Origin of the sequence: Pseudomonas sp. IT-P218, assembly GCF_949767605.1 — a bacterium.
Lineage (GTDB): Bacteria > Pseudomonadota > Gammaproteobacteria > Pseudomonadales > Pseudomonadaceae > Aquipseudomonas > Aquipseudomonas putida_AE.
On record NZ_CATKQQ010000011.1, the window covers coordinates 328,596 to 350,108 of the forward strand.

General features: G+C 58.0%; 20 protein-coding genes. 8 read left to right on the forward strand and 12 right to left on the reverse strand.

Annotated elements, in window-relative coordinates; translation table 11 throughout:
• Window position 1 precedes the first annotated feature (1 nt).
• Entirely contained in the window at window positions 2–1,015 is a 1,014-nt protein-coding gene (locus ACM6I6_RS08130; RefSeq protein WP_414919714.1) for a diguanylate cyclase domain-containing protein, read from the reverse strand.
• A gap of 78 nt (window positions 1,016–1,093) precedes the next feature.
• On the reverse strand, window positions 1,094–1,999 hold the full coding sequence (locus ACM6I6_RS08135) for a LysR family transcriptional regulator (RefSeq protein WP_323626808.1): 906 nt from the start codon (window positions 1,997–1,999) through the stop codon (window positions 1,094–1,096).
• A gap of 102 nt (window positions 2,000–2,101) precedes the next feature.
• Between ACM6I6_RS08135 and ACM6I6_RS08140 the strand changes: the two genes are divergently transcribed.
• A complete protein-coding gene (locus ACM6I6_RS08140) occupies window positions 2,102–3,289 on the forward strand; it encodes an aspartate aminotransferase family protein (RefSeq protein WP_406592081.1) in 1,188 nt (395 codons plus the stop codon).
• On the opposite strand, the gene ACM6I6_RS08145 is transcribed toward ACM6I6_RS08140, so the two are convergent.
• The 4 genes from ACM6I6_RS08145 to ACM6I6_RS08160 form a co-directional block, all read right to left on the reverse strand.
• Window positions 3,257–3,511: a Txe/YoeB family addiction module toxin gene (locus ACM6I6_RS08145; RefSeq protein WP_274073890.1), complete on the reverse strand. Its 255-nt coding sequence runs from the start codon at window positions 3,509–3,511 to the stop codon at window positions 3,257–3,259. The two genes, ACM6I6_RS08140 and ACM6I6_RS08145, sit on opposite strands and share 33 nt — an antisense overlap.
• Window positions 3,508–3,762 carry a type II toxin-antitoxin system Phd/YefM family antitoxin gene (locus ACM6I6_RS08150; RefSeq protein WP_020795569.1) on the reverse strand — a complete coding sequence of 85 codons (255 nt, stop codon included), beginning with the start codon at window positions 3,760–3,762 and terminating at the stop codon, window positions 3,508–3,510. Before ACM6I6_RS08150 ends, ACM6I6_RS08145 begins: the two co-directional genes overlap by 4 nt.
• Window positions 3,763–3,915: 153 nt before the next feature.
• A complete protein-coding gene (locus tag ACM6I6_RS08155; RefSeq protein WP_414919715.1) occupies window positions 3,916–4,398 on the reverse strand; it encodes an adenylate kinase in 483 nt (160 codons plus the stop codon).
• Window positions 4,399–4,438: 40 nt separating this feature from the next.
• Window positions 4,439–6,358, reverse strand: a complete 1,920-nt coding sequence (locus ACM6I6_RS08160; protein WP_414919716.1) for an alkaline phosphatase D family protein — start codon at window positions 6,356–6,358, stop codon at window positions 4,439–4,441.
• 259 nt (window positions 6,359–6,617) lie between these two features.
• On the opposite strand from ACM6I6_RS08160, the gene ACM6I6_RS08165 reads away from it, so the two are divergent.
• From ACM6I6_RS08165 to ACM6I6_RS08180, 4 genes are all read left to right on the forward strand, one after another.
• Window positions 6,618–6,986, forward strand: a complete 369-nt coding sequence (locus ACM6I6_RS08165; protein ID WP_406591664.1) for a PH domain-containing protein — start codon at window positions 6,618–6,620, stop codon at window positions 6,984–6,986.
• Window positions 6,987–7,333: 347 nt separating this feature from the next.
• On the forward strand, window positions 7,334–8,221 hold the full coding sequence (locus ACM6I6_RS08170; protein WP_323626801.1) for a nitrilase family protein: 888 nt from the start codon (window positions 7,334–7,336) through the stop codon (window positions 8,219–8,221).
• 17 nt (window positions 8,222–8,238) lie between these two features.
• Entirely contained in the window at window positions 8,239–9,438 is a 1,200-nt protein-coding gene (locus tag ACM6I6_RS08175) for a hypothetical protein (protein WP_414919717.1), read from the forward strand.
• 77 nt (window positions 9,439–9,515) lie between these two features.
• Window positions 9,516–10,511 (forward strand): asparaginase, encoded by a 996-nt coding sequence (locus tag ACM6I6_RS08180; RefSeq protein ID WP_414919718.1) that lies wholly within the window; start codon window positions 9,516–9,518, stop codon window positions 10,509–10,511.
• 121 nt (window positions 10,512–10,632) lie between these two features.
• On the opposite strand, the gene ACM6I6_RS08185 is transcribed toward ACM6I6_RS08180, so the two are convergent.
• From ACM6I6_RS08185 to ACM6I6_RS08200, 4 genes are read right to left on the reverse strand one after another with little or no spacing between them, the layout of a single operon-like run.
• The gene (locus ACM6I6_RS08185; protein ID WP_248687421.1) at window positions 10,633–10,848 is read right to left on the reverse strand and encodes a formate dehydrogenase subunit delta; all 216 of its coding nucleotides are present in this window, start codon (window positions 10,846–10,848) and stop codon (window positions 10,633–10,635) included.
• Window positions 10,845–13,727, reverse strand: a complete 2,883-nt coding sequence (fdhF, locus tag ACM6I6_RS08190) for a formate dehydrogenase subunit alpha (RefSeq protein WP_323605669.1) — start codon at window positions 13,725–13,727, stop codon at window positions 10,845–10,847. The genes ACM6I6_RS08185 and fdhF overlap by 4 nt, the downstream gene beginning before the upstream one ends.
• Window positions 13,724–15,283 carry a formate dehydrogenase beta subunit gene (locus ACM6I6_RS08195; RefSeq protein ID WP_414919719.1) on the reverse strand — a complete coding sequence of 520 codons (1,560 nt, stop codon included), beginning with the start codon at window positions 15,281–15,283 and terminating at the stop codon, window positions 13,724–13,726. The genes fdhF and ACM6I6_RS08195 overlap by 4 nt, the downstream gene beginning before the upstream one ends.
• A complete protein-coding gene (locus tag ACM6I6_RS08200; RefSeq protein WP_408599825.1) occupies window positions 15,283–15,759 on the reverse strand; it encodes a formate dehydrogenase subunit gamma in 477 nt (158 codons plus the stop codon). Before ACM6I6_RS08200 ends, ACM6I6_RS08195 begins: the two co-directional genes overlap by 1 nt.
• 878 nt (window positions 15,760–16,637) lie before the next feature.
• Here ACM6I6_RS08200 and ACM6I6_RS08205 point away from each other — a divergent pair.
• Entirely contained in the window at window positions 16,638–17,549 is a 912-nt protein-coding gene (locus tag ACM6I6_RS08205; RefSeq protein WP_323626814.1) for an Abi family protein, read from the forward strand.
• A 302-nt stretch (window positions 17,550–17,851) separates the two neighbouring features.
• Here ACM6I6_RS08205 and ACM6I6_RS08210 read toward each other — a convergent pair whose 3' ends face one another.
• Window positions 17,852–18,163, reverse strand: a complete 312-nt coding sequence (locus tag ACM6I6_RS08210) for a DUF3077 domain-containing protein (protein WP_046820408.1) — start codon at window positions 18,161–18,163, stop codon at window positions 17,852–17,854.
• A gap of 767 nt (window positions 18,164–18,930) precedes the next feature.
• On the opposite strand from ACM6I6_RS08210, the gene ACM6I6_RS08215 reads away from it, so the two are divergent.
• Both ACM6I6_RS08215 and ACM6I6_RS08220 read left to right on the forward strand, forming a co-directional pair.
• Window positions 18,931–19,452, forward strand: a complete 522-nt coding sequence (locus tag ACM6I6_RS08215) for a DarT ssDNA thymidine ADP-ribosyltransferase family protein (RefSeq protein WP_414919720.1) — start codon at window positions 18,931–18,933, stop codon at window positions 19,450–19,452.
• Window positions 19,433–20,137 carry a DUF6977 family protein gene (locus ACM6I6_RS08220; RefSeq protein WP_414919721.1) on the forward strand — a complete coding sequence of 235 codons (705 nt, stop codon included), beginning with the start codon at window positions 19,433–19,435 and terminating at the stop codon, window positions 20,135–20,137. Before ACM6I6_RS08215 ends, ACM6I6_RS08220 begins: the two co-directional genes overlap by 20 nt.
• Window positions 20,138–20,322: 185 nt before the next feature.
• Here the strand turns inward: ACM6I6_RS08220 and ACM6I6_RS08225 are convergent, their stop codons facing one another.
• Window positions 20,323–21,471, reverse strand: a complete 1,149-nt coding sequence (locus ACM6I6_RS08225; protein ID WP_414919722.1) for a HEPN/Toprim-associated domain-containing protein — start codon at window positions 21,469–21,471, stop codon at window positions 20,323–20,325.
• Window positions 21,472–21,513: the final 42 nt, after the last annotated feature.

A 21,513-nucleotide genomic window follows, 5' to 3' on the forward strand; every position in this document is an offset into this window, starting at 1 on the left:
GTTATCCGCTGATCACATTCTTGCCGGCGATTTTCGACCGATACAGTGCCTGATCGGCCCTGGCCATCAGGCCGGTCTTTTGTTCTTCGTCGAAGCGCTGGACCACGCCGAAACTCATGGTCACCCGAAAGTCGCCTACGGCGGGCAAGTCCGCCAGGCCCTCGCGGATTTTTTCGGCCAGGGTTATGGCTTCGGCCAGCGGGGTGTCGGGCAAGATCACGATGAATTCGTCGCCGCCCCAACGGGCCAGCAGGTCACCGTCACGCACAAAGCGCTGCACACGTTCGACCACCTGCACCAAGGCGGCGTCGCCCAGGGCATGGCCGTAGTGATCGTTGATGGTCTTGAAGTCGTCGATGTCCATGGCGATCAGCGACAGCGGCTGTCGAAAGCGCTGGGCCCGCTCACATTCCTGGGGCAGGGTCTGTTCCAGGCGATAGCGATTGGCGATCGACGTCAGGGCATCGGTTTGCGCCAGCTTGCGGTTTTCTTCGAGTTGTACCTGCAGTTGCTGATTGACCCTGGACAGCTCACGGGTGCGTTCTTCGACGATGGCTTCAAGGGACTGATTGCGCCGTTCGAGCGCTTCGAGCAGGCGTTTCCTGTCTTCGATGCTGCGGTGGGCGCCGACCATCCGCGCCACCGAACCGTCGGCATTGCGGGCCAGGACGTGGCCGCGGTCTTCGATCCAGATATAACTGCCGTCGTGGGCGCGGCAGCGGTACTCGGCCTGATACACCGGCGTGTGCTGTTTCAGGTAGTCATCGAACAGGGCCATTACCTGCGGGAAATCATCGGGGTGGATGATGTTTTCCCAGGTCAATGCGTTGTTGTCCAGGGAGTGTGGCGTGTAGCCGAGCATTTCGTACCAGCGGCTGTTGCGGTAGACGAAGCCGGTGTTGGCATTCCAGTCCCAGATGCCGTCGCTGACCAACTCCATGATGGTGTGCAGCATGCCTTCGTTCATGTCAGAGACATTGAACTTCAAGGGCTCGATACTCGATGCCTCTCCCATCGCTGCTCCCCCTGACGCCTGCCTGATAGCAAATGTCCTGCCTAGTCAGGGAGAGTAGTTCAAGGCCCGGTGGACCTGCTAGTGCTTGCCCCACATCTGCAGGGCGAAGTCGACGAAGCGTCGCAATTTCGGCAGGCGGTAGCGGTCCTGGGCATACATCAGGTTCATCGGCCGGCTCGGCGGGGTGAAGCCGGGCATCAAGCCCAGCAGCTTGCCGTCCTGGATGTCCCGCTCGACCAGGACATCGGGCAACATCACGATGCCCATGCCGGTGCGCGCGGCCTGATGCAGCCCGGCCGAGCTGTTGATCAGCATCGGGCCGCTGACCGCCACCGAGACTTCACCTTCGGGGCCGGCCAGGCGCCATTCCTTTTCCACCGAGTGCCAGTCATCCCCGGCCGGATAAGCGAACGACAGGCAGTCGTGGTGGCGCAGGTCTTCCGGTTTCAGCGGCGCGCCGCGCCGGGCCACGTACGCCGGGGAGGCGCACATGGTCAGGGTGTAGTTGATGAGCGGGCGGGCAATCAGGGTGGTCGCCTCCAGGGCTCCCAGGCGAAAGGCCACGTCCAGACCGTGTTCGAGCATGTCCGGGCGACGGTTGGTGAGCATCACGTCGAGTTTTACCCGCGGGTAGAGCAGGGCAAATTCGCTCAGGGCCGGCGCCAGTTTTTCCGTGCCGAAGGTCAGGGGCGCCGAGATGCGCAGGGTGCCACTGGGCTCATCGACCGCTTGCTCGGCCAGGCGTTCAGAGTCTGCCACCAGCCCCAACACTTCGAGGCAGCGCTGGTAATACGCGGTGCCGAATTCGGTCAGCCGCTGGCGCCGGGTCGTGCGGTTGAGCAAGCGCACACCGAGGCGCTGCTCGAGGGCCTTGAGGTGATTGCCGACCATGGTGGTGGACATTTTGCACTGCGCAGCCGCGCCGGTCATGCTGCCGGATTCCACCACCTTGACGTAGACGGTCATTGCCTGGAACAGGTCCATTATCAAGCTCGACTTTAAAATGATTGAAGTATTGCAGTATTTATCCAGTTCAGGTGGCTAACCATACTGCAAAAACACCGACCCTTGATGGAGCCTGATGCCATGACCGCCGCCTGCCTGATGAGCACTTACCAACCCTTGGCCCTGAGTTTCAACAAGGGCCTGGGCACGCGCCTGTGGGACCAGGCCGGTCGTGAGTACCTGGACGCGGTGGCCGGGGTGGCGGTGACCAACGTCGGCCACTCGCACCCGAAAATCGTCGCGGCCATCAGCGAACAGGCCGGCCTGTTGCTGCATACCTCCAACCTCTACAGCATCGACTGGCAGCAACAGCTGGCGCGCAAGCTGACCGGGCTGGCCGGCATGGACCGGGCGTTCTTCAACAACTCCGGTGCCGAGGCCAACGAAACGGCATTGAAAATCGCCCGGCTGCATGGCTGGAGCAAAGGCATCGAGCAACCCTTGGTGGTGGTCATGCACAACGCTTTCCATGGCCGCACCCTCGGCACCCTGTCCGCCAGCGATGGCCCGGCGGTGCGCCTGGGCTTCAACAAGTTGCCGGGGGATTTCGTCAAGGTGCCCTTCGGCGACCTCACGGCGCTGGACAAGGTGCAGCAGGAACACGGCTCGCGCATCGTGGCGATCCTGATGGAGCCGATCCAGGGCGAAGGCGGCGTGCAACTGGCGCCACCCGGTTACCTGAAAGCCGTGCGCGAACTGTGCAACCAGCGCGCCTGGTTGTTGATGCTCGACGAAATCCAGACCGGCATCGGCCGTACCGGGCAGTGGTTCGCGTTCCAGCACGAAGGCATCGTCCCGGACGTCATGACCCTGGCCAAAGGCCTGGGCAACGGCGTGCCCATCGGCGCCTGCCTGGCCCGTGGCAAAGCCGCGGAACTCTTCACCCCCGGCAGCCACGGCAGCACGTTCGGCGGCAACCCGCTGGCCTGTCGGGTCGGTTGTACGGTGCTGGACATCATCGAGGAACAAGGCCTGCTGGAAAACGCCCGGCGCCAGGGCGAACGCCTGTTGGCCAGGTTGCGCATGGAGTTGGCCGACAATCCAAACGTCCTGGCGATCCGCGGCCAGGGCCTGATGATCGGCATCGAACTCAAGCAACCGATCCGCGACCTGAGCCTGATCGCCGCCCGGGATCATGCGTTGCTGATCAACGTGACGCGGGGGCAGACCATTCGCTTGTTGCCGCCTTTGACGATTGATGAGCGGGAGGTGGAGATGATTGTCAGGGGGGTGAGTTCAGTAGTGGTATCTGCACATCACAACGCGTAACTCACCGTCTTCGATGGTGTAGACCAAGCGATGTTCAGCCGTGATCCGGCGCGACCAGAAGCCGCTTAAATTGTGTTTGAGCGGTTCCGGTTTTCCGAGGCCCTCGAAAGGTTCACGCTGGATGGCTTTGATCAGCAGGTTGATGCGCTTGAGTCCCGCCTTGTCGTTTTGCTGAAACCACAGGTAGTCATCCCAAGCTTCAGGAGTGAACTCGATGTTCATTCTTCAATGAGTTGCCGTGACTTGGTTTTCCCGGCGCGCAGGTTGCCGATCGATTTGATCAAGCGTTCGGCATTGGCGGGGGAGCGGAGCAGGTAGGCGGTCTCTTCGAGGGCGTTGTATTCGGCTAGCGACATCATCACCACCGGCTCGCCTTTCTGGCGCGTGACCAGCAGCGGGGTGCGGTCTTCATTGACGCGATCCATGGTCTCGGCCAAGTGCGCGCGTGCGGTGGTGTAATTGATGGTGTGCATGGTGAAATCCTCGCTCGATGCAAGGACTGTACAGAAATGAGTACAGGTCGACAAGGCGATATCTCCGAATGGTCATTGCGCAATGAGCGCATCAACGTGTCTTCCGAGTATCGCCGAAAGCTCCTCGGGACGTTTCCGAGAACGCTGTAGTCCTTATCTGATAAAGGCGAAATCTGCGATTTCAGTCCGGTCCATCAATTGAATTCTGCAACCGGTAAACCCGTCGAATAGCCGCTGATGGGCCGTGTATCCGCTGGAACCGTCACGCTGACGATAACTGCCCGCCCACTCCAGCAACGCGATCAGACGTTCATCGTCATTGACTTCACGCTGACGAATATTGGCGACGCATACCTCGTCGGCAATGCTCAACCAGATCAGCGCAGTCGTGCGGGGCAGGAGTTCGCTGGCGATCCAGCCATACACGCCTTCGATTACCCAGCGCTCCTGCTCGGCCGCGATTCGCGCCATGGCCAAGGCTTCGGCGCGGGGGCGGGCGATGCTGTGTTCGTCGGACAGCCAGTGAAGGTGGTCGAGATCGATCCAGGGCACCTGCAATCGCTCAGCCAGCCGCTGCGCCAGCCAGCTCTTGCCGGAGCCGGAGTTACCGATGATCAGGGTTCGGGTTAAATCCATGAGTGACACCGATCAAACTGTGGTTTTTTGTTCCAGTCCCTCAGATATCACCCTCGGGCGCCACCATCCGCGTCTTCGGCGAGCCATTGGCGTTGTGCTGGAATATATCCCGTGGCTGCCCTTGTTCATTGAAGTACACCTGGCCGATCCCCGCCGAATTCCACAGGCGCTCACCTGCTTCAGCATGCTCCGGAACGTGAGGCACGATGCGCATGCGCCGACGCTTGGTCAGCCAGTTCAGCGGCGAACGCGGGGAATACAGCCAGCGATTGAGACGGTCGAACCACTCCAGCAGGGCCGGCGGGAACTCGTTCTTGATGCCGCTGCTGGTGATCTGCCAGATGCGTGGGCCGGCCTTGCGGTGGCGGATCAGCACTTCGTAGACGAAGGAATAATGCACATCGCCGGACAGCACCACGTAGTTACCCGGCGTGCGCGAGTGGCGGAAAATGTTCAGGATCACCTGGGCCGCGCCGCGATGGGCCATCCAGTTCTCGGCGTCTACCAGCAGTGGATAACCCAGCCAGCTGAACACCCGTTGCACGGTTTCGATCAGCTTGACGCCGAAGATCGGCGCCGGCGACACGATGATCGCCGAAGGGTGATCGAGCAGTTCCTGCTGCAGTTCGCTGAGGGCTTCCCAGTCCAGCAGGCCCGACGGTTGCTTGAGGTTCATCTCGCTGCGCCAGCGCCGCGTGCGGGTATCGAGCACCACCATGGCCGGCGTGGTGGGCAGCACGTAGTGCCAGTGCTGGAAGCGCAGCAGCTCATCGATCAGCGCGTCCTGGACATCGCTGTCCAGGTAATGGTCATCGCCGGTGGCGCTGAGTGAACGGGTTTTTTCCAGCACATCAACGAACGCATCCGGGTTGTTGCCCCAGCCCTGGCACAGCATGTAGGCCAGCAGTGCATTGCCGATGATGCGCCGGGAAAACGGATGGCCGTAGGCCGTTTCCTCCCATTGCGCGGAAAGATTCCAGTCGTCGGTGATGTCGTGATCATCGAAAATCATCAGCGTCGGCACGTGTGCCAGCGCTCGCGCGACCTTGTCCAGGCCAGCCTTGAACGCGTCGATGCGCGTCTGTTCCAGGGCATAACGCTCGCGTCGTTCCTTGATCAACTTCGGCGGTTTGGGCGCGATCAGGGTCCAGGGCGTCGGCGACCAGACCAGCAGGTACATGGCCATGACTTCGGCGAAGGTCACCAGGTGATTGTCGGCACTGCTGCTGGTGAAAATCGGCTTGCGCGCACCCCCGAAAAACCGCTCGCGCAGGGTTTCGTTGCTTTGCAGCGCCGGCAGCAGATCCGCCCGGTGGTAATAACAGGCGGCGTGCCCGTACAGCTCGGCGCTGTCGCTGACGATGGCGCCAGCCAGATGCTCACCGAAAAGCCCCAGCCGTTCGATCAAGGCATGGATCGCCCGCAGGGTCGGCCCGGCGACATCGTCGGCGTAGACCTGGTCGCCGCTCATCATCAGCAGCGCCGGACGCTCGCTGGCCAGGTGCTCTTGCGCCAACAGCTGATCGACGCACAGCAGGCCGTCGGGCGCCGGGTGATGGGGTTTGCGGCAGGAACCGTGCAGCAACTGCTCGATGCGCGCATGCAGGACGAAGTTCGGCGCAGCCGCATCGCCATACAACAGATGCGGCGCCCAGGTGGCGATGCCCGTGCCGTCATCGATCAACAGGTCGTACTCGATCACCTCATCGCAGGGCAGGGCGGCGTCCAGCGCCACATCGATCAGGTGCACAAACGCATGGGTACCCACGGCAACGACCGTGCATTGCCCGGCATCGAGGCGAATATCGCCCACGCCCTGCAAGCGCAGCGTCAACTCCAGCGCCCGCGAACCCACCAGCCACAGCACCAGCCGCGTCGGTTCCAGGCGCCGCAACAGCGGGCCCGCCAGCACGGGTGGCAGCGATTGAGGGTCTTCAGGCAATGGCAGAGTATCGGACATCCGGGGGCAGGGCTCTTGGGAAACAGGGCAGCGATGATAACGCAGGTGGGCGCTGCTGCCCTTGTGTACTGACAGACTCAAATGCGTGCGCAGGCTAAAGTGAGTCATTCATGCTATATGCAGGCATTCGCGAAGAAGAGGGTAAACATGAACAGAATCATCCTGCCAGCGCTGGTTATCCTGCTGACCGCGCAATCCCCGGCGTACGCCATCAACGACAAATACCGCAAGCAACTCGAGCCCCAGACAGGAGCGGGAAATGATTGATTTCAACAACAAGGGATTCTTCAAGCTCAAGCAGAACGACGAATACGCCGAGCGTGTAGCCGACCTTTTGCTCAACGGGGAACAGGTCATCGACTCGTACAAATCCATGCGCGACGGCGTGGTCTTCACCAACAAACGCATCATCGCGGTGAACGTGCAGGGCATCACCGGCAGCAAAAAAGACTTCACCTCGTTGCCGTACAAAAACATCGTGGCGTATTCGGTGGAAACGTCGGGGACGTTTGATCTGGATTCTGAGCTGGAGATTTATTTTTCATCGTTGGGGAGAGTGAAATTCGAATTCACCGGCAGGACGTCGATGGTGGCAATTTCCAAACTGATTTCTCAGCATCTGCTTTGAGCTGAACAGGGCACGCACCAAAAATAACGAGGTGCGCACCCTGTAGGAGCCGGCTTGCTGCGGGCGGAGTTCCGACGATCGCGGACGTACAGTCGACACAGATGTCGCCTGACGAACCGCGATCGCCAGCAAGCCGGCTCCTACAGGAATTGCGTTTCTCCAGTCGCTACCATTACGTCCCACAAAAAGGGTCTGCAAATGCAGGCCCTTTTTACTTTTTCGAACATACATCTTCGGACAAAGACTACAGCACTCAAGGAAGTATCTGACTTACACCCACTGGCATTTCGACTCTCATAAACACGCACTGAAACAGCGTGAAAAACAATAAAAATAGGTCACCCGAAATGAGCGAGCCAACAAGCCCTGTGCGTGTAGCAGTCGTGCAATTCGATCCACAAGTCGGCATCGAAAATTGCGATGCAAATCTGTGTCGTAGCCTGGAACTGGCGCTGGAGGCGGTCACCGGTGGTGCGAACCTCATCGTGCTGCCTGAGCTATGCAGCACCGGTTATTTCTTCAGCAATCGGCAGGATGCCTTTGAACATGCGCAGTTGATACCCGGCGGGCCAAGCGCGCAACTCTGGATCGACTTTGCTTCCAAACACAGCGTCTACATCGTGGCCGGCCTGGCCGAGCGCGACGGCATGCGGCTCTTCAACACCTCAATACTCGTTGGCCCTGACGGTTTCATCGGCAAATATCGAAAAGCCCATTTGTGGAATCTGGAGAAACTCTGGTTCACACCGGGCGATCTTGGTTTTCCGGTTTTTGATACGCCCATTGGCCGCATCGGGATGTTGATTTGTTGGGACATCTGGTTCCCGGAGGTACCGCGCATCCTGAGTCAGCAAGGCGCCGACATCATTTGCAGCGTCAATAACTGGGTCTGGACCCCTCCGCCGCTGTTCGATGAAGCCGGCAAGTGCATGGCGTCGTACCTGACGATGACGGCGGCACACGTCAACAATGTGTTTATTGCCGCTGCCAGCCGGATTGGTGAGGAGCGAGGTGCCCGCTACCTCGGCTGCTCGCTGATTGCCGGGACCAATGGCTGGCCGATTGGCGCCGTAGCATCGGCAGACCAGCAGGAAATCCTGTTTGCCGATATCGACCTGACCAGCTCCCGCAGCGCCCTCATCTGGAACAACCTGAACGATCTGCACCGTGATCGTCGAGCCGATCTCTACGATCAAATGCTCGGCTACACCCAGCACCCATGTCTCCCACGTTGATAAGGGGGACCTGACTGATGGAAACCACAACCGATAAAAACCGGTTTGCCCACAGATCGCCATTCGATGTGGCGGTCATCCTGCTGATGATCGGCGCGATACTGCTGATTATCTGGCTTTCACTCACCAATCGTTCGTTCTGGTCTGCCCATTGGCCGAGTTACAGCGACATGGTGTCGAGTCTTCCCCAGCCGAGTGCCTGGTTACGTTGGCTGCTCGGCGACATCAGCGAGGTGGCATTCTACAAACACGAGTTCGCATCGATCGGACTGTTGGCGGGCGCCTATCTGGCCTACTGGGCGAATCGAACGGGGAGATCCTGGCAAGGCTTCAGCATTTCTTATGGCACCGGGCTATGGCCGTGGCTGATCACCAGTTCGCTGCTCGGGCTGCTGCTGAGTAACGTGCTGTGGGGTTGGACGGTGACCGCCACCAGCTGGCAACCGACATTTGCCGCGTTCGTTTCGCTGCCAGCGGCGATGGTGCTGATGTTTGGCGGTGGCTGGAAGGTCACCATCAACGGCGCGATCATGGGCGCCTTACTCGTCACGCCCATGTGCCTGCTGATCGTCAATTACCTGTGTAACCCGTTGGGATTGCCGGCGGTGATCGGCAATGTCCTGGGCATGGCGGTCGCCAGTGTCGTGGCCTTTCTGCTGTGCCGCTACCGGCCCAGCCTGATGAAGTCCGAACAATCCGCGACACGATCCTCCAAGCCTCCCGCGCCCGTCACCAAGGCGCCCGACTACGGGGTGATCTGGAGCATGCGCCGGGTCTTGGCAGACTTTTCCGAAGCGCCATTCTTCGGCAATGAACTGGCCAGCCTCGGCTTGTTACTCGGGGTATTGCTCGCCTACAGCATGAACCCGATGAGCCCGGCGTACGGTTCAGGTCTGCTGCTGCACATCATCGCTGCACAAGCGCTGACCTCGGCCATCGGGGTGGTGATCTGGCGTCGGCAATGGATGTTGCGCGGCTGGTACCCCACTTACGTGCCTCTGGTGTCGGTGGTGCCCGCGGCGATTCTGACCCATGGCGGCAGTTGGCTGGTGATCGGTTCGAGTGCATTGCTGGGGGCATTGATCGCACCGCCTCTGGCCTGTGCGATTGCCAAGCGTTTGCCGGCCGACATGCATGCCTACATCGGCAATGTCCTGTCCATGGCCATCAGCACGTTGCTGATCGTGCCGCTGATCGGCGTCCTTATCGCGGGGTAAATGCCACCGACCTTTGGGCTGTACCCCGTCCTTAACCGGGTACAGCCACCTCTCTTCCCGAACACATGAGGTATCACATGGAACTGCCCAAACTCGCCATCGCGGCACTCGGCGGCACGGTGAGCATGCAAGCCAGGAATGCCGGCGAAGGCGTTATCCCGACCGTCAGCGGCGAGACTCAACTGGCGTCCGTACCGCATTTGGCGACGTTTGCCCGGGTGACCGTTGAAACCCTTGGACTGCTGCCCAGCGCTTCATTGGATTTCGGATTTTTACTGACTGTATTGTCGTGGGCGCAACTTCAAATCAAGCAAGGCGCCGTGGGTGTCGTGTTGACCCAAGGCACCGACACACTCGAAGAAACGGCAACGTTTCTCGATTACCTTTGGCCCCACGACGCACCACTGGTGCTGACCGGTGCGATGCGCTCGGCAGCACAGCCCGGGGCCGAGGGACCGGCGAATCTGCTGGATGCATGCCACGTCGCCCTGGCCAGGAACAGCCAAAAGCGTGGTGTTCAGGTGGTGATGAACGGGGAGATTCATCAAGCGAGCAGCGTGCGTAAAACTGATTCGATGGCGTTGCAGGCGTTTACCTCTCCGGTCGTGGGGCCTGCAGGCCTGATAATGGAAGACCGCGTTCACTACCTGCGCGCGCCGGTTCAGCGTAGGGTTTTGCCCCTGCCGCACCAGACAACGCAGAAGGTTGCGATGTTGGAGGCATCCCTCTCGGCTGACACGCTGATTCTGGAAAACATCCTTGCGCTCGGTTATGACGGGCTGGTGATCGCCGGTTTCGGCGCCGGACATGTCTCGCAGAGCTGGGCGACGGTGATTGAGCACATCGCCGAAAGAATCCCGGTCATCGTCGCGACCCGCACCGGTTCCGGCTCTACCGCACAAGCCAGTTATGGTTTTCACGGCGGAGAGATGGATCTGATGCGCAAGGGTGCATCGATGGCGGGATTTCTATGTCCGCGTAAAGCCAGGGTTCTGCTTTGGCTGTTGCTTGGATGTCAGCGGCAACATGAGTTGTCGCTCTACCTGAAAAGTGAAAGCCGCATTCAAAATTGATACATAACCCTGTAGGAGCCGGCTTGCTGGCGATGGCGGACATCCAGACGACACACATGTCGCCTGACGAACCGCGATCGCCAGCAAGCCGGCTCCTACAGGGATAGCGTTTTTCCAGGCGCTACCAACCCGCGCCACTCACCGCCTCTTGCACCAACGGATGCAAATCCGCCCCCTGATGCTCCGTCTGCCAGGCCAGCAATTCCTTGCGCATGCTCGGCGCCCAGAACATCTGCAGATGATTACGCACACTGAGCACCGCCTGTTGCTGGTCCGGTTGGCTGGCGAAGTACTGGGCGATCTGGTTGGCCATCTTGATCAGGTTTTCAGTGCTCATCGGCGCACCTCCGCCTTATCACCACGGGCGTGGCGGCGATCCTTGAGCAAGCGGTCCTGTTCCTCGCTGAACTCCTGGAAGCGCTTTTGCCACTCCGAAGGGTGATACACGCGGCTGACTTCCACGGCCGTAACCTTGTACTCCGGACAGTTGGTGGCCCAGTCGGAGTTGTCGGTGGTGATCACGTTGGCGCCTGATTCAGGGAAGTGAAAGGTGGTGTACACCACGCCCGGCGCAACCCGTTCGGTGATCCGCGCCCGCAGTACGGTCTGCCCGGCACGGCTGCCGATGCCGACCCAGTCATTTTCGTTGATGCCTCGGCTTTCGGCGTCAGTCGGGTGGATTTCCAGGCGGTCTTCATCGTGCCAGGCGACGTTCTCGGTACGCCGGGTTTGCGCGCCGACGTTGTACTGGCTGAGGATGCGCCCGGTGGTCAGCAGCAGCGGATAACGGGTGTTGACCTTCTCCTCGGTCGGCACATAGCCGGTGAGCATGAAACGCCCCTTGCCGCGCACGAATTCCTCGATGTGCATGGTCGGCGTGCCATCCGGTGCCGCGGCGTTGCACGGCCATTGCAGGCTGCCGTGGCGATCGAGTTCGGCGTAGCTGACGTTGGTAAAGGTCGGCGTCAGGCTGGCGATTTCATCCATGATTTCCGATGGGTGTTTGTAGTTCATCGGGTAACCCAGGGCGTTGGCCAGCGCCACCGTACCTTCCCAGTCAGCCTTGCCGCCCAGAGGGTCCATGACCTTGCGCACCCGGGAGATGCGCCGTTCGGCGTTGGTAAAAGTACCGTCCTTCTCCAGGAACGAACTGCCCGGCAAAAACACATGGGCGAACTTGGCGGTTTCGTTGAGGAAAATATCCTGTACTACCACGCACTCCATGGCCGACAGCGCCGCAGTGACGTGCTGGGTATTCGGATCGCTCTGGGCGATGTCCTCGCCCTGGCAATACAGGCCCTTGAAACTGCCGGCCAGGGCCGACTCGAACATGTTGGGAATACGCAGGCCCGGGTCGGGTTGCAGGGTGACGTTCCACGCCTGTTCGAACTGCGCCCGCACCACCTCGTTGGAGATGTGCCGGTAGCCAGGCAACTCGTGGGGGAACGAGCCCATGTCACAGGAACCTTGAACGTTGTTCTGCCCCCGCAGCGGGTTCACGCCGACGCCTTCGCGGCCGATGTTGCCGGTGGCCATGGCCAGGTTGGCAATGCCCATGACGGCGGTGCTGCCTTGGCTGTGCTCGGTGACACCCAGGCCATAGTAAATCGCCGCATTGCCGCCAGTGGCATACAGGCGCGCGGCGGCACGAATGTCGGCAGCGGGCACGCCGCAGATCGCGCCAAGCACTTCCGGCGAGTTTTCCGGCCGGCTGACAAACTCACTCCAGTTGGCGAAATCGCCGCCCTCGCAACGGGCGTCGATAAAGGCCTGGTTGAGCAGCCCTTCGGTGACGATCACATGGGCCAGGGCGTTGAGCATGGCGACGTTGGTGCCGGGGCGCAGGGCCAGGTGATATTCAGCGCGGGCGTGCACCGAATCCACCAGGTCGATGCGTCGTGGGTCAATGACGATCAGCCGCGCGCCCTCACGTAGACGGCGCTTGAGCTGGGAAGCGAACACCGGGTGCGCGTCGCTGGGGTTGGCGCCCATCACCAGGATCACGTCGGCCTGCATCACCGAGTCGAAGCTCTGGGTGCCGGCTGACTCGCCCAGGGTCTGTTTCAAACCATAGCCGGTGGGCGAGTGGCAGACCCGCGCACAGGTGTCGACGTTGTTGTTGCCGAACGCGGCGCGCACCAGTTTTTGCACCAGGTAAGTTTCTTCGTTGGTGCAGCGGCTGGAGGTGATGCCGCCAATGGAATCGCGACCATATTTCTGCTGCAACCGGCGGAATTCGCTGGCGGCGTAGGTCACCGCCTCATCCCAGCTCACTTCCTGCCAAGGGTCGTTGATGTGCTTACGGATCATCGGTTTGGTGATTCGATCCGGGTGGGTGGCGTAGCCCCAGGCAAAGCGCCCCTTGACGCAGGAGTGGCCATGGTTGGCCTGGCCGTTCTTGTCCGGAACCATGCGCACCAGCTGGTCGCCTTTCATCTCGGCGCGGAACGAGCAACCCACGCCGCAATAGGCGCAGGTGGTGATCACACTGCGCTCGGGCTGGCCCAGTTCGACCACGCTTTTTTCCATCAGCGTCGCAGTAGGGCAGGCCTGCACACAGGCGCCGCAGGACACGCATTCCGAATCGAGGAAGTTATCCCCACCCGCAGCCGCCACCCGGGATTCAAAACCGCGCCCGGTAATGGTCAGGGCAAAGGTGCCTTGGGTTTCCTCGCAAGCGCGCACACAGCGGTTGCAGACGATGCACTTGCTCGGGTCGTAGTCGAAGTAGGGGTTGGAAGTGTCCTTCACATCGGCCAGATGGTTGTCGCCTTCATAGCCGTAACGCACCTCCCGAAGGCCGACCTGACCGGCCACGGTTTGCAGCTCGCAGTTGCCGTTGGCCGAGCAGGTCAGGCAGTCCAGCGGGTGATCGGAGATGTACAACTCCATGACATTGCGCCGCAGGGTCGCGAGCTTCGGCGTCTGGGTGTGCACGCTCATGCCTTCAGTAACCGGCGTGGTGCAGGACGCCGGATAACCGCGCATGCCGTCGATCTCCACCAGGCACATGCGGCAGGAACCGAAGGCTTCCAGGCTGTCGGTGGCACAGAGTTTGGGAATGGTGGTGCCGAGCAGCGCGGCGGCACGCATCACCGAAGTGCCTTCTGGCACGCTGATGCTGCGGCCGTCGATGTTCAGGGTGACCTGCACCTGGCTGTCGCGGGCAGGAGTACCCAGGTCAATGTCGGTGTTCGGGTCGAAGAGAGTGATCATTGCTCGGCCTCCGAGGGCAACAAGCCGAAGTCGGCGGGGAAGTGCTTGAGGGCGCTGGCGACCGGAAAGGACACCATGCCGCCCAACGCACACAGCGAACCGTATTGCAGGGTGTCGCACAGGTCCTTGAGGATGATCACTTGCTCATCGCGACCGCTCGGGTCTTGCGCGGCCAGCAAGCGGTCGATCACCTCCACGCCCCGGGTCGAGCCGATGCGGCACGGCGTGCATTTGCCACAGGACTCCTCGGCGCAGAACTCCATGGCGAATCGCGCCATGTGAGCCATGTCCAGCGTGTCGTCCGCCACCACCACACCGCCGTGACCGAGCATCGCGCCGATGCCGGCAAAGGCCTCGTAATCCAGCGGCGTATCGAATTGCGACGGCGGCACCCAGGCGCCGAGCGGGCCACCCACCTGCGCAGCCTTCAGCGGCCTGCCACTGGCGGTGCCTCCGCCGTAGTCTTCCACCAGTTCGCGCAGGGTCAGGCCAAAGGCCCGTTCCACCAGCCCGCCGCGACGCACATTGCCCGCCAACTGGAAGGGCATGGTGCCCAGGGAACGGCCCATGCCGTAATCGCGATAGAACTGCGCGCCCTTGGCCAGAATCAGCGGCACCGAGGCCAAGGTCAGCACGTTGTGCACAAGCGTCGGCTGGCCGAACAAGCCCTTCAAGGCGGGGATCGGCGGCTTGGCGCGAACGATCCCGCGTTTGCCTTCAAGAGAGTCCAGCAGCGCGGTTTCTTCACCGCAGATGTAGGCACCGGCACCGACCCGCACTTCCATATCGAAGGCCTGACCGCTGCCGCCGACATTGGCGCCGAGGTAACCATTCTTCCGGGCAATCTCCAGCGCGTTGCGCAGGATGGCCACGGCATCCGGATACTCCGAGCGCACATAGATGTAGCCGTAGGTAGCGCCGACGCAGAGGCCGGCAATGGCCATGCCTTCGATCAGCAGGAAGGGGTCGCCTTCCATCAGCATGCGATCGGCAAAGGTGCCGGAGTCGCCTTCGTCGGCGTTGCACACAATGTACTTTTGCGCCGCTTCGGTCGCGCGCACCGTGCGCCATTTGATCCCGGCGGGGAAGGCCGCGCCGCCACGGCCACGCAGGCCTGAGTCGAACACTTCAGTCGCAGTCCGTTCGCCACCGAGGATGACGGCTCTTTTCAAACCCTCGAAACCGCCATGATCCAGGTAATCGTCGATGTACAGCGGCTGTGTGATGCCGGCGCGGGCAAACAGCAGGCGTTGTTGAGTCTTCAGATAGGGCAACTCTTCCACCAGACCCAGGGCCAAAGGATGAGCAGACGGCTCGCCTTTCAGGGCTTCGAGCACTGACGGTACATCGTCAGCAGTCAGTGGGCCGAAGCCGAAACGACCTTGCGGCGTGTCCACTTCCAGCAATGGTTCCAGCCAGTACAGGCCACGCGAGCTGGTGCGGTTTATCACCAGCGGCACGACGCGCCCCCGGCCATGGATGATAAGGGCCTCCACAACCTCTTCGGCACCCACGGCACGGGCTACCGAATCACGAGACACATAGAAAGCGGGCATTATGCGTCCTCCCGGCAAGCATCGAGCAATGCATCCAGCCGCTCGGCACTCAGCCGCGCATGCACCCGGCCATCCAGCTCCAGCGCCGGCGAACAGGCGCAAGCGCCCAGGCAATACACCGGCCGCAAACTGATGCTCCCATCCGCGCTACTGCCGTGATCATCCAGTTGCAGACGCTCGCGCAACTGCGCGGCCAACTGCTCGGCACCACGACTCTTGCACGACTCTGCTCGGCACAGCCGCAGGATATGTCGCGCGGGCGGCGCGGTACGGAAATCGTGGTAAAAACTGATCACCCCACGAACCTCGGCCTGACTCTGGTTCAGCGCATGGGCAATCTCGGGGACGGCGGCATCGGGGATGTACCCAATGCGCTCCTGAATATCATGAAGAATGGGCAACAGCGCACCCGCAGAGCCCTTGTGGCGCTCCAGCAGGCTGTTGACCAAAGGCAAGTGCAACTCAACATCAGGCATTCAGCAATCCTCACGGTCACGGACAAACCAGATGGTTGTCGGTCGTCCGAAAGTGTCGGCTGCGGCACTCACACCACGTCACGGCATCGTGGCAATTTCAGGCCGTTGGCCAGGGCACCCTGAGCGGGCATCTTGTTGTGCCCGGCACGGTCTTCGCCGCGCCTCTACTGGGCATAAAGGGCAGCTTGCCACGCCGCTATTGATCCAACTGCACCAAAGCGACGTGCTCGGTTCTGCCTACGACTATCCATTAAGTCTAGATGAGTGGTGCACGGGGCGTTCACGCACTGGCCTAATGCCCAAAGGGCCTGTCGATGGCTGATATATAGCAAGCATTGCAGGGGAGAAGAAGTATCAGAACCTTAGGTATTTTCAGGGAGCAGATGCGTTGATCCACTACGCTGTCCTTTGTAGGAGCGAGCTTGCTCGCGAATAACGCAAGGTATCCACTTTCCTTGTTGAATGCCCCCGCTTGGAGGTCGACGCAGAAGTCCGAGCCCGCGTCAGCACTTCATAGCATCATCAAACAGCGCCTCAATCATCGCCTTCAAACAATCAGCAGCCCCCTGCTTTTTCGCAATGGCCTGACAACAACCGCAGTGCTCTGTTCAGGCCGCTGTAAGAGGTGGATGTAACCTGTAACAAACCGCCGAATCACGAATGAACCCTGACGTTTGCCGCGTTTAATGTGATGTCGACATTGACATAGTCATTAGGCTACGGCAGCATGGATCCCAATCGCGCCCGATCCTCTGGTGCTGGCTCAGTCCGGCATTACGTTCGGGCCTTCTTGTTTATGGAACATGGACGTTGCCTAATCCAGCCCCTCCGAAGCCTTTCCTTACGTATCCAGACATGGTTGCGCTCCTGACCAGCAAATCGATGACCCGTCACGTGCAGAACGCAAACTCGCGCAGCTAGGGTATTACCGCCTCAGCGGATTCTGGTACCCGGCGCGGGAATTCAAAATGAACGGCCTTCAGCAAGAAGTCTGCCCGGTCGCGGGCAAGCCTCTTCGTCTGGACACTTTCCAAGCGGCCACCTCTTTCGATGCGATCGTAGACCTTTACCAGTTCGATAAACGATTGCGAATGCTCATGCTGGATGCGGTCGAGCGCCTGGAGGTCCACCTCAAGACCATAACGGCTCACGAGGTTGGGTATCACGACCCGATGGCCTACACCAATGTGAAATTCATTCTGTACAAATGGACCCAGCCATACACGGACAGCCGTGGTAAAGCGCGGAACAAGTGGACAGAGTGGAGTCTGAAACAGCAGTCGCATATTGCGCGGAGCAAGGAAGACTGCATTCAGTGGCACTTGCGAGCCGGTAAGTCCATTCCTGTTTGGGTCGCCGTGGAAGCTTGGGACTTCGGGGATCTTTCGGAGTTCTTCGAGCTGCTCACCAGCAAATATCAGAATCTAATACTCGCACGCCTCGGTTTGAACAACGCCAAGATGCTCAGCCGGTGGATGCAGCAGATCAGCCATTTGCGCAACCGCTGTGCTCACCATACCCGCATCTGGAATCAGGCTTCGGGTAACCCGTTATCGGTCCCCTTGGAGCCGTATTTCCAAGTATTGGGGCTGGATCAGCATGCGCTGAAGCGGCTGTACGGGTTAATTGCGGTCACATGGTTTCTACTACAGAAGATCGCCCCCGCTTCGACCTGGATCAACGACGTTGCGGATCTGATCGATCGCAAGCCTGCTATGCCCGGCTGCACTTTCAAAGCGATGGGGTTTCCAGATGAAACTGGCTTTCCTCGAAAACTGTTCGGGATCTAACTGGCTTCGATACAAATCCCGAAACTCGGGGGGGCTATTACCCTCGCTTTTAGTCCCGCCCACCCCTTCAAGTCTAAACATACAAGCTAGCCCTGCTGGCGATAGCGCCAGCCCAACCGCCCTCAATGCTGAGATGCACCGCAAACCTGCTCACACACCAGGGCCAACCGATGCCTCCCACTGACCACAACCCTTGTGGGAGCGGGCTTGCCCGCGATAGCGCCAGCCCCAGCCAACACAAATGCTGAATCAGCGACCACCATCGCAAACAACCCACCACCCACAACCCACAGGCCCAAACACTAAGCCTCAGCATTCTCTCCCGCCTTCTTGGACACCGGCACACAAACCCGATCCCGCGTTAGCACCTTCACCGCATCATCCACCAACGCCTTACTCATCGAAGTCAGATAATGCGCAGCCCAGGCATGGCGGTCGGTGTCTCTGGCGTAGGCAGCATCTTCAGTGAGCGTCTTGGCCAGGAACAGAAAATCGGAGGCCATGGACAATGCATCGCCGAGAGGAACGCCGCGAGTGACGTGGAACAGTGGTTGATCCGCGCAGTAGATCGCGGGTGTCAGGCCGATGGTCTTGAGTTCGGGTTGTTCGCTCATTGGCCACCTCCGAGGAGGGAGAGGCAATGGGGGAGGGCGTTACGCGATTGGGGATTGCGTAGAGGGGAAAGCCAAATTTCAAACGGATTTGTCCTGGTCATGGTCAACATCCTTGATTTGAGGAGCTGCCACGAGCCTTCTCACGGGCTTGGGTGACAGCCGTGCGCGGGGTGAGAAACCGGCAATCAAGGCAACCGGTAGACCCGAAGGTCTCCCACGCACAGCCGCCATAAAGCCATATCGCAGACGAAAAAAAACGCCACGACAGGTTTTGGGGCGCTTTGCGCCTTGATTGTTTCGGGCTCTCACACCCGGTCGCTGAATTGGCAGCGACGGTGGGAGGGTATCGTGCAGAAGTCTTACCTGCAACCTCGAGGGATTTATCTAAAATCCATCCGAGACGAAAGAATGTGGTCTGTCCTCTCTCCTTCTTGGATCGACACAACACGTCGGTGGGCTGTTTTGGGTCCGATTTCAGCCAATCGCGCCAGGCACCTCTCGGCCAGAAGCGGACGCTTGACCAAGTGCTGCATGCGACACTTATAGGGGACAGAGCAGCGTGAGTTTCTGACCTGTTTCCGCTGGTTCTTACGGCATTCAGTCTCGCGTTTCCACCTGTGGATACTCCTGATTTCGACGCAGTGTCGGCCAATCGTTGTCTGTCGCAAAGGCTTGAGCTAACCTCAATCTACCTTTTCGCTGATATTGAAGTTCATCTGAGCTTCATAAACGCAAAGCAACCTCAAAACTAGCTATCGGATGGCGTTATGAAGGCATTGTTAGTAAAACACGGAATTGATGGGATTTGGCACTTCACTGACCAATCTAATCTACAGAGTATTATTGATAATAAGGGTTTGTTTTCATTGGCTGAGGCAAAAAGTCGGGGAATAAAAATTCCCGCTCCAGGTGGAAATGAATGGAGTCACACTGCCGATAAAATAAACAACGTAGATAATTATGTACATCTTGCTTTTCTAGACGATCATCCAATGCTTTTTCATACTAGGAATGATGGCAGAACACCCAATCCAATTTGGTTGAAAGTCAGTATTGATATTTTGGATGTCCCAGGTGTTCATTATACGAGCGATGTTTCAAATAAAGCGGGCATCCCCCTGCTTTCACCTGAAACGGCTCGGGATGAAATTGATCTCGAAGCCATGTTTACCTACATGGACTGGAAAGATCCGGAAGTACGTCAGCGTAGAAACCTTGCGCTCAGAAGTGAAATTCTTATACCTCGATTAATCCCACTTGAAATGATACTTGGAAAAAAAAATGGCTAGTCGTCCAGTGTTCTCAGCCCTAGGAAAGCCTGATCATCTAGTTTCTGAGACAATGGTGAGCTTTTCATGGAATCCCGGGTTTGCCCCCGTTCAGAAAAAGAAAAATGTAGCGGCCCTTCATGAAGCTGCTGTAGCTCGAGGGCTTTACCCCCTATTAGAAATATCAACAAAGTCTGAGCTGGAACTTGGTCGTCGCCTTAGCGCATTTAGTCTTAGAATAGATACCGAAATTGGTGAGATCAGCCTCGAGTCAGCATTTCAAGGCAGTAAGGTTTTTAAAGATGGAGGCCCGTACGTTGATATATATGAGAAAGATGCTTGGGCAGCCAAAAAAGACGAACGACTAAAGTCCTCTGGCCCGCTTGTTGGTTTTGATTTCTTCGGGCAGAAATGGCCGCTCGTACCTAAAACTGCCTTCTATGATTGGTTATACCTTTCTGCACTACAGCCGCATCAAGATTTTTTAAAGCGTCTAGATAGTTATAAGGGGTTTACAGATATAGAGTTTAATCCTCAACATTCCATCAACTGCCAAGCAAGAACCTGTGCGCTTTTAGTTTCCCTAATCAAGCTCAATGCTTTAGATAGCGCTTTAAGGTCGCAGGGTGACTTTATCGCAATGGTTGCGTCCGATTCTTTTAAGCAAGGTCACTCAACTGATCTTAAACAACGACTATTGTTATAAGCTTTTTTGCCTGCCTGTGTGGCATTTTGTTGATAAAGTCCGGCATTAAATCGAAGGGGAGATCATTGGCGGTCAAGTCTAATAGGACGAAAGCCGAAAAAAGGGGACGGATTTATTTACTTGAAAATAAATCAGTCCCCATTTTTTCTGTTTGGAACTTGTAATTAACAAAAAGTCGCAGGCGTTTAGTTTTCGTAAATAAGTAAGTTGGTTTTGATTTGGTTGTCGATATTTTCTAGAAAATTTTTCACAAGGTTGATAAGCGAGGTGACGTCATCTGACTTGAAGTTTCTTTCGATGCCCTTGAAGGTTTTTCCGTTTCTGTGAACAATGTCGTGACGTATATGTACGCATCCTTTGAGGCTTGACGTGGAATCCTCAGGGAAATCTACAATCAGTACGTCTTGGAAAAGCTTGGCGGCTTCAGGTAAATTGTGAAAGCTTGTTTTGTCTAACTCTGCACTTACTTCTTTTTCAAGCTTTTCTAGTCTGTTGAAAATGTCAGATATTTTCATGTTTTTGTTGAAGTTTTCGCTGGACTCTACAAATCGCTGCATCACAGCTTGATGGTTCAAAACAAGCTTCCGCATAGTGTCGGATAAGTAAGTCTCCATCGCGGTGATCACCCCGGCATACAGGAGCTTGGCAAGTGTCGAGTTTTCTGCAGTGGTGTGCAATATATTTTCAATTTCCAAAGTGGAAGTCTGAAAAACTTTGTATAGGTCGGTGTGCTCTTGCAAGTGCTCGATATAGTTGTCAAATACGTCGGTGGTTTGCGCTCTAACGAGATCGGTGCAGTTCATCACCACTTCAGCGTCAGGCGCGGCAAACTGTAATACCGCGACCGCATATCCATCGGGAGTCATGCATGGGAAGCTAGTGTACCTTGTTTCGGTAGGCCACCTGTTGACGCAGAGTAAATAGTCGATTACTGGGTCATTATGAATGCGCTGACCATCAAATAAGTAAGGTTCCATGTTGTTTTCAACTATTAGCTGTAGCTTATCGAGCCAGAAATCTAAATTCATTCCATGAATCGCTGCCCTGAGCTCAGCTGTTTCAGCTGGTATAATTTCCTCAGCATACTCCAGCTCAAGATTAAGTGTCTCAATCGCTTCTTCGAACTCCCTCTCTAACATGTTCCTGTCGCAGCCTCTAAGAGTTAATCTTCTCTTAAGCGTAGCTGCATCGGTCAAGTAAAGGTATTCTTTAGTTCCAAGTTCATCCTCTCTTATTACTTGGTCGGACTTTTGGAATAGCCATTCTTCAAAGTGCCTGCTACTGTTTTCAAATACATTGTGGTCTTGGATTTTAATATCGTACCAGCTTGACATTTGTCTAGTCCTTTTAGATTGTGTTGGAGCGCCATAGGTATC